The following is a 7,843-nucleotide window of genomic DNA, read 5'->3' as shown; positions in this document are numbered from 1 at the left end:
CATACATGTACACAGCCCTGAAATCTGGCTGCAGGCTGAATCGCTTGGCCTGGCAGTAACGAATCCGGCCGTAGCATATGGTACGACAGAGATGGCGGATGAATTTGCACACATGATCCGTTGCGGCCGCCTTACATCCAATGTCATATCAATGGGGGGCCACGAGGACGGTATCGTCTGTTGGGGTGAAACTCTCGATAAGGCCGGTGAATTAATGCTGCAGCTGGCACGACAAGTCGGAATGACAGCGTCGAACATATGAGTAACTATAAGCCTGTGAGTTGTGATCTACACTCGCAATACGAACTCTACGCGATGCACAAAACGCCGATCACAATTCAACTGCGCGGGAATACTGCACCACTCGAGGGTATTATCAGGGATATCAGGATAATGGATAATGCAGAGTTCCTGATTCTGTCTGGTACCAGCGATGATGAAAACTTCATCCGTCTCGACACAATCAGGCAGGTCACACCAACAGGAGATGCAGATGTCTAATTATGAACTTCACCCCCAACTGGCCGCAGACTGCCACCCGCTTGGCCGCATGGAGATCAGCCAACTGCTGCTGATGGACAATGCCCTCGTGCCCTGGTTCATTCTTGTACCCGACACCGACAAAAGGGAAGTGTTCGAACTGGATGCCGAGCAGCAGTACCTTGTACAGCAGGAGATCAATGCGCTGTCAGGATTTTTGATGGCGAGAGCAGATGTCGAGAAAATCAACCTTGGTGCGCTCGGCAACCTGGTGCCGCAGCTCCATATCCATGTCATCGGGCGCAACAGCAACGACTTCTGCTGGCCCGGGCCGGTTTGGGGGGAAGAACAAAAAACCAGCTGGACGGAAGAGGCTGCAGAAGAGATTTCACAACAACTCGCCACTCACTTGAACGGTGGCCTGGTCAACTACACCCCCAGCGTCAGTTTGCGCCCAAAATCGCAATAGTCACTTAATCACGAAAAACATCTTTACTGCAGGGTTTCAATATTATGCTGCACTGCGGTATGCTTGACGTCATCGCCCTGAGGAGCCGAGAAAATGAAAATCAATGTCGATATGGATGTAACACCTGAAGAGATGCGCCGCCTGTTTGGCCTGCCAGACCTGACCCCCCTGCATGACGAGATGATCGAGCGTATGAAAGAGCAGCTCTCTGAAAACATGGATCCGGCAAAGCTTGTCGAGAACTATATGCAGGGATCCTTCTCATCCATGGAAGCGTTTCAACGCACAATGTCCAATTTCATGAAGAGTGACAACAAGGACGATTAATTATTCACTTACGGGGCATCTTCTGCCCACAAAACAGCCTGTAATCAACCAAACAATCAATGGAATCCATCATGCAACACCAGTTACCCGAACTTCCCTATGAAAAGAGTGCTCTTGAACCGCACATCTCTGCCGAGACGCTCGAATTCCACCACGACAAGCACCATGCAACCTATGTCACTAATCTCAACAACCTGATTAATGGCACCGAGTTTGCAGACAAGTCTCTTGAAGAGATCGTCACCAGTGCGCCTGCCGGCGGCATTTTCAACAATGCAGCGCAGGTTTGGAACCACACCTTCTATTTCAACTGCATGGCGCCTGGCGCAGGCGGCGCACCAACTGGTGAGATCGCTGCTGCTATCGATGCAGCATTCGGTTCATTCGAGGATTTCAAATCAGCCTTCTCCACATCTGCTGTCACCAATTTCGGCTCAGGCTGGACCTGGCTGGTGAAGAATGCCGAAGGTGGCGTCGAGATCTTCAACACCAGCAATGCCGGCTGCCCGCTGACTGAGGGGCTGACCCCGCTACTGACCATCGACGTATGGGAACACGCCTACTATGTCGACAAGCGCAATGCGCGTCCTGCCTATGTTGAGTCCTGGTGGACCCTGGTTAACTGGGATTTCGTTAACGCCCAGCTCTAATTGACCTGACGCCCTGCCAACTGCTCCAGCTGCCTGTCATGCAGGCGGCTGAGTAGTAGCAGTGCAGCAATCGCACCCCACAGCGCCCAAGCCATGTCTGACTGGGTATCCCAAACATAGCCCTGGGTACCAAGAAAAGCCTCTGCGGCCTCTTCACTGCGCAGAGCAACCCACCACTCGATCAACTCGTAGAAGGCGCTCAACGCGAGACAGAAACAGATCACGACAAACACAAGCCAACCACGGCCGTGAACAACCTGCAGACGCAACAGCAGTTCGCGTGCGATCATCGCCGGGATTAAACCCTGCGCAATATGGCCCAGCTTGTCGTAATTATTACGTTCCCAACCCATTGGCCCCTGCAACCATTCAAACAACGGATTTTCCGCGTAAGTGTAGTGGCCGCCGACCATCAAAATAATGCTATGGATCAGGATCAACAGATAGACGAGGGGGGTAAGGGGGAAACGCCTGTATGTCGCTGCCATTACCGCCAGACCGATAACAGCCGGCGAGACCTCCAGCACCCATGTGTAGGTGTCGGCAGGGGCAATGCCTGACCATGCAAGAACACCGAGAAAAACAGCAAGCCAAAGGAAAGGATAGAGCACCGACGGACTATTCATCTCATAACCCCAAATTAATCAGCCTCACAAAGGTACTTATTGTGCAGCCTCTGCAGCCTTTTTGTTGCTGGCTTCTATTGACTTGGTACGCGCGTAACGCTGGTAACTCCAGCCTTGCTCATATGCACGATCAAGAACCAGCCCCATCGAGTTCGTCATTCGACTGAGCTCTACCAGGGCATCTGTTTTCAGCACTTGCATGCCCTTTTCATCGAAAAACATCAGTGCAGGAAGACGGCTGAAATCCTCTTGCTGATACCACTGGGCTGCCGTTATGCGCTGCCCACCCGGCGTAACAATATGACTCTTGTTATCCGAGGCATCAAGACGCACGACTTCAAATCGGCCCAAGGTTGCACGTATTTTCTCATCTGCAAGCACCAGTTCATGGTAATTGGTGCAGGCCTCGCACCCATCCGCTTCAAGAAGTACAAACAACGGCCTGTCCGAGGCGAAACGACTGCGATCAAGCGCATGTGGCGGTGAGGTGAATAGCGGATCATCAATCAGCTTGTGAGGGCTTGCTGATTCAGGAGCATCTGAAGGAGGCAGTGCTGCGAGGTAATCACGAAACGAGGTTCTCTTGCTATGCCCCTCAACCAGGTAATTGAGCATTTTGGTAAATCGCTCTGGTGACTGGTAGCCTATGGCGCGATAAATCAGTTCCCCCTCATCCTTACCGTTGAGTGCATAAAACAGCAGTGTCGGTGCCATGCCGGCCTTTTGCGACTCTGCAAACGCCTTGATCGACATGTCATTACCGAGATGATCTGTCATTTCAGTATCGTCGAAAATCTCCAGACCAATAGAGATGAACTGCTGCTTTAACCGATTGGCGATACGCTCATCGCCGAGACTCTTCTTGATGAAAGCCGTGCAATATGTACAGCCCTGGGTGGTGTATAACACCATGACGCCCTGCTTGCCGGATTCCCGCGCAGCTTCAAGCTCAGCCTCCAGATCGATCAGCCCATGGTGGAACCACTCCGGATTAGCGACATGGCGAAGTCCGCTCTCTATCGTTTCAGCGCTGGACAGAGACGTCCACAGCAACAGCAGGAGACACAGGAGACGGGAACAACTCGTTTGAAAATATTTGCTTTGGTTGATATTCACCCCCCTCACCTCGTTATCCGGTTAAAACAACAGAATAGCTACCACCACGATAATCAGGATGACAGCACCAATCACCAGGTACTTTGTCTTATCTTTCTGCTCGTCAAGAGCAATCGTCACTGGCTTGCAGCGACCGGACGACTCCGCACCTTCTACGACCACGTTGACAGCCGCGAGGCCCTTTTCCGTCTCTTCAGCATCGAAAGTGACATCCTGTCCGGGACGCAGTGCGCGCCTGCCGTCTACCTTGGTGATGTGAACAAAGATCTCATCATCGAGCTGATCCGAACGAATGAATCCGAATCCTCTTTTTGCATTAAATTTTGCGACTGTGCCTTTCATAGCTCTCATATTGTTATTCGTAAAGATACAGGGTAACGACTCTCAACCCACTCAGCAATACCGGAAAAGCAATCTTCCACGAGGATACATCACGGAAGCATCAACATTATCCCTTCGCCAAGGAGTATAATTATCAATTGATGTTTATTTAGATGATTTTCCAGGACATTCAATCTATGAGCAGTGAATTTACGCCCGACCTCTTCATCAACCGGGAACTCAGCAACCTGCAATTCAATCGCCGTGTTCTCGAACTTGCACAGGATGAGACCGTGCCGCTGCTTGAGCGCCTGCGCTTTCTGTGTATTTCGTGCAGTAACCTGGATGAGTTTTTCGAGGTGCGTGCCGCGCGCCTGCAACAGCAGCAGATGCACAACATCGATCCGCAGGATCCTGCAGGCATGTCGGCAACACAACAACTGGAAGCAATTTCCAGTGAGGCACACAGCCTGGTCAAGGAACAGTACATTGTTTTCAACCAGCAGCTCATCCCTGCTCTTAAGGCCGAAGAGATTCGATTCCTGCGCCGTTCTGCATGGACCGAGCAACAAGCCAACTGGCTGAATAACCACTTCAAGCGTGAACTGGCACCCCTGCTGTCACCATTGGGTCTCGACAATGCGCATCCATTCCCGCGTATTTTGAACAAAAGTTTGAACTTCATCGTACAACTCGAAGGCAAGGATGCCTTCGGGCGCGACAGCGGCATGGCGATCGTGCAGGCACCGCGCGCTTTACCAAGAATCATTCGCCTGCCGGAAGAGATCGGTGGAAGCCCGAACACCTTCGTTTTCCTGTCGTCAATCATCCATGCACATGTTGATGACCTTTTCCCCGGCATGACATCGCTTGGCTCTTACCAGTTTCGTGTCACGCGCAACTCGGATCTTTTCGTCAGCGAGGAGGCCGATGACCTGCTGGCCGCACTGAAGGGCGAGCTGCTGTCGAGAAATTATGGCGATGAAGTCCGCCTTGAGGTTGCCGACGATATCCAGCCAAAACTCAAGGCGTTTCTAGTCGAGAAATGCCACCTGAAAGAGCAGGACGTCTACCCGGTCAACGGGCCGGTCAATCTCTCTCGCCTGGCTGCCGTTGTTGATATCGTCGACAGGCCCGACCTCAAGTTCCCATCGATACGCCCCGGCTACCCGGAGGGTTTCAACAAGGATCAGGATATTTTTGACTACATCAGCGATAAACGTAATGTCCTGATGCATCACCCCTACCAGTCGTTTGATCCGGTCATCAACCTGGTACAGCAAGCCGCGCTCGACAATAAAGTTGTTGCGATCAAAATGACGCTCTACCGCACCGGATCTAACTCAGCAATTGCCGATGCACTAGTTGCCGCGGCAAGAGCCGGTAAAGAGGTCACCGCCGTTATTGAACTGCGCGCGCGTTTTGACGAAGAGGCAAACATCGCTCTTGCCGCACGCCTGCAGGATGCCGGTGCCTATGTAGCCTACGGTGTCGTCGGTCACAAGACGCATGCCAAGATGACACTGATTGTCAGACGCCAGGGACGCCGCCTCAAACGCTTCGTCCACCTCGGCACGGGTAACTACCATGCAGGCACAGCAAAAGCCTATACGGATTACGGCATGCTCTCGGATGACAGCGCACTCGGCAGTGATGTACACCGCCTGTTCCTGCAGCTGACGGGTCTGGGCAAGAGCCTCAACCTGAAAAAGATGCTCTCCGCGCCATTTACCCTGCACACCAGCATGGTGAAATTCATCAAGCGCGAGGCAGAGCATGCAAAGGCCGGCAAAAAAGCCCTGATCCGGGCCAAGATGAACTCCCTGATCGAACCGAAGATTATCGAGGAGCTCTACAAGGCGTCACAAGCGGGTGTTAAAATCGAACTCATCATCAGGGGTGTCTGCGGTATCCGTCCCGGCGTCAAGGGCGTCTCTGAAAATATCCATGTGCGCTCGATCATGGGACGCTTCCTCGAGCATACACGCGTCTTCTATTTCTACAACGACGGCGAAGAGAATCTCTATTGCGCCAGCGCCGACTGGATGGGGCGCAACTTTTTCAAGCGCATCGAAAGCTGCTTTCCGGTTGAGCAGTATGCGCTCAAGCGCCGCATCATCAAGGAGACCTTCACCACCCACCTGCGCGACAACTGCCAGTCATGGGTGCTGAAACCGAACGGAACATACAAGCGCCTCAAGCCATCGAAACGCGCCAAGCCGCGCAACGCGCACGAGATACTGATAGAGATGATGCAGGGGTAGAGAGGTTTCAGAGTGTAGAAGCCTGGTTGTTGCCCCTCGCTGAGAGGTAATCGCTGATCTCCTGCAGAAAGGCTTCCGCGTACTTCTCGAGCTTTTTCTCGCCAACACCATTAATCTCGAGAAACTCGGAGCGGTTCTGCGGCAGATGAATCGCCATCTGGGTAAGCGTGGCATCTCCAAACACCATGTAAGGGGCGACACCTTCGCTATCTGCCAGCTCGCGACGCAACCCGCGCAGTGCCTCGAACAACAACTCATCACGCCCTTCAACATCTGCGGTTACGCGCTTTTTACGCTTGCCTGCGGACTCTTTGAGTCTCGGCTTTGCAAGCTGCAATGCAATCTCACCGCGTAATAGCGGGCGGGCTTCGTCTGTCAGCTTTAGCACCGAGTAGTTGGCTATATCCTGTTCAAGATAACCGCGATGGATCAGCTGGCGCAGCAGGCTCGACCACTCTGCATCACCCTGTTCCCGACCAATGCCCCAGGTACTTAGCTGATTATGCCCGAGGTTGCGAATGCGCTCATTGTCGCCACCACGCAGCACATCTATGACGTGACGCATACCAAAACGCTGTCCGACGCGATAAACGCACGAGAGTGCCTTGCGCGCGTCTTCTGTCGCGTCATAACACTCGGGCGGATCATTGCAGGTATCACAGTGACCGCAATCCTCCTTCAACTCCTCACCGAAGTAGTGCAGCAGTACACGGCGACGGCAGGTGAGTGCCTCGGCAAAGGCGATCATGCTGTTGAGCTTGTGGTTCTCGATGCGCTTCTGCTCTTCGTTGTCGCTGTTCTCTACCAGGCGGCGCGCCATCACCATATCCTGTGCACCAAACAACAAAAGCGCTTCAGAAGGCAGGCCATCACGGCCGGCACGGCCCGTCTCCTGGTAGTAGCCCTCGATATTCTTCGGCAGGTCATAGTGCACCACGTAGCGCACATTGGGTTTGTCGATGCCCATGCCGAAGGCAACGGTCGCCACAACCACGTCAATCTCATCTCGCATGAACTGCTCATGCACCTTCTCACGTGTCGATGCGGGCAAGCCTGCATGGTAGGCGTCTGCCTTGTAACCGGCTTGCTGCAGCTTGAATGCCAGCTCCTCGACACGCTTGCGGCTGAGTGCGTAGACAATGCCGCGCTCGCTGCTGAAGCGATCGACAAACGCCTTGAGCTGATCGAATGGTTTACGCTTCTCGAGCGCACTGTAACGAATATTGGGACGATCAAAACCAGTCACATGAATTGTTGGCTGGCGCAGGCGCAGGCGCTGAACAATGTCCTTGCGCGTCTGCGGATCGGCAGTCGCGGTCAGTGCGATCATCGGAATATCCGGAAACCGGTCTCGCAACTCGCCCAACTGCACATACTCAGGACGAAAATCATGCCCCCACTGGGAGACGCAGTGCGCCTCGTCGACGGCAAACAGGGCGATATCAATCTCCTGCAATCGATCCTGAAAGGCTTGCGACATCAGGCGTTCAGGCGCGACGTAGAGCAGGTCAAGCTCGCCTGCGTGAAAGCGTGCCAGGGTCTGCCTTGCGTCACTCTCGTTTAATGCAGAGTTGTAACAGGCCGCATTGA

The 7,843-nt window shown here is 53.3% G+C and carries 9 protein-coding genes and 1 pseudogene; 6 read left to right on the top strand and 4 right to left on the bottom strand.

The window, feature by feature from the left end; translation table 11 throughout:
- The 5 genes and pseudogenes from BOW51_RS11095 to BOW51_RS05215 all read left to right on the top strand — a co-directional run.
- A pseudogene (locus BOW51_RS11095) lies at positions 1–262 on the top strand (class II aldolase/adducin family protein); the annotation flags it as partial.
- Positions 259–501, top strand: coding sequence for a Rho-binding antiterminator (locus tag BOW51_RS05230; RefSeq protein ID WP_078476771.1), 243 nt, complete (start codon positions 259–261; stop codon positions 499–501). The pseudogene BOW51_RS11095 and the gene BOW51_RS05230, both read left to right, overlap by 4 nt.
- Entirely contained in the window at positions 494–949 is a 456-nt protein-coding gene (locus BOW51_RS05225) for an HIT domain-containing protein (RefSeq protein ID WP_078476770.1), read from the top strand. Before BOW51_RS05230 ends, BOW51_RS05225 begins: the two co-directional genes overlap by 8 nt.
- A 93-nt stretch (positions 950–1,042) precedes the next feature.
- Positions 1,043–1,276, top strand: coding sequence for a DUF6489 family protein (locus BOW51_RS05220; RefSeq protein ID WP_078476769.1), 234 nt, complete (start codon positions 1,043–1,045; stop codon positions 1,274–1,276).
- Between the two features lie 71 nt (positions 1,277–1,347).
- Complete coding sequence (locus BOW51_RS05215; protein WP_078476768.1) at positions 1,348–1,926, top strand: superoxide dismutase; 579 nt, start codon at positions 1,348–1,350, stop codon at positions 1,924–1,926.
- On the opposite strand, the gene BOW51_RS05210 is transcribed toward BOW51_RS05215, so the two are convergent.
- The 3 genes from BOW51_RS05210 to BOW51_RS11855 form a co-directional block, all read right to left on the bottom strand.
- Positions 1,923–2,552, bottom strand: coding sequence for a DUF2238 domain-containing protein (locus tag BOW51_RS05210; protein ID WP_078476767.1), 630 nt, complete (start codon positions 2,550–2,552; stop codon positions 1,923–1,925). The genes BOW51_RS05215 and BOW51_RS05210 overlap by 4 nt on opposite strands.
- Before the next feature lie 36 nt (positions 2,553–2,588).
- Positions 2,589–3,605: a thioredoxin fold domain-containing protein gene (locus tag BOW51_RS05205; RefSeq protein ID WP_135568068.1), complete on the bottom strand. Its 1,017-nt coding sequence runs from the start codon at positions 3,603–3,605 to the stop codon at positions 2,589–2,591.
- A gap of 84 nt (positions 3,606–3,689) precedes the next feature.
- Positions 3,690–4,019, bottom strand: a complete 330-nt coding sequence (locus BOW51_RS11855) for a cold-shock protein (RefSeq protein ID WP_306341489.1) — start codon at positions 4,017–4,019, stop codon at positions 3,690–3,692.
- 167 nt (positions 4,020–4,186) lie between these two features.
- On the opposite strand from BOW51_RS11855, the gene ppk1 reads away from it, so the two are divergent.
- Positions 4,187–6,253, top strand: a complete 2,067-nt coding sequence (ppk1, locus tag BOW51_RS05195) for a polyphosphate kinase 1 (protein ID WP_078476772.1) — start codon at positions 4,187–4,189, stop codon at positions 6,251–6,253.
- A 7-nt stretch (positions 6,254–6,260) separates the two neighbouring features.
- Here ppk1 and recQ read toward each other — a convergent pair.
- Positions 6,261–7,843 (bottom strand): DNA helicase RecQ (recQ, locus tag BOW51_RS05190; RefSeq protein ID WP_135568067.1); only part of this gene is annotated, 1,583 nt, incomplete at its 5' end.

This window comes from Solemya elarraichensis gill symbiont (genome assembly GCF_002021095.1).
Taxonomy (GTDB): Bacteria; Pseudomonadota; Gammaproteobacteria; order Chromatiales; family Chromatiaceae.
The sequence above is the reverse complement of the archived record's forward strand: the minus strand, read 5'-3'. Positions and strand labels throughout refer to the sequence as shown.

Coding starts and splice junctions, on each gene's coding strand:
- BOW51_RS05215 (WP_078476768.1), top strand. CDS start 1,348: ATGCAACACCAGTTACCCGAACTTCCCTATGAAAAGAGTGCTCTTGAA.
- BOW51_RS11855 (WP_306341489.1), bottom strand. CDS start 4,019: ATGAGAGCTATGAAAGGCACAGTCGCAAAATTTAATGCAAAAAGAGGA.
- BOW51_RS05210 (WP_078476767.1), bottom strand. CDS start 2,552: ATGAATAGTCCGTCGGTGCTCTATCCTTTCCTTTGGCTTGCTGTTTTT.
- BOW51_RS05230 (WP_078476771.1), top strand. CDS start 259: ATGAGTAACTATAAGCCTGTGAGTTGTGATCTACACTCGCAATACGAA.
- ppk1 (WP_078476772.1), top strand. CDS start 4,187: ATGAGCAGTGAATTTACGCCCGACCTCTTCATCAACCGGGAACTCAGC.
- BOW51_RS05220 (WP_078476769.1), top strand. CDS start 1,043: ATGAAAATCAATGTCGATATGGATGTAACACCTGAAGAGATGCGCCGC.
- BOW51_RS05225 (WP_078476770.1), top strand. CDS start 494: ATGTCTAATTATGAACTTCACCCCCAACTGGCCGCAGACTGCCACCCG.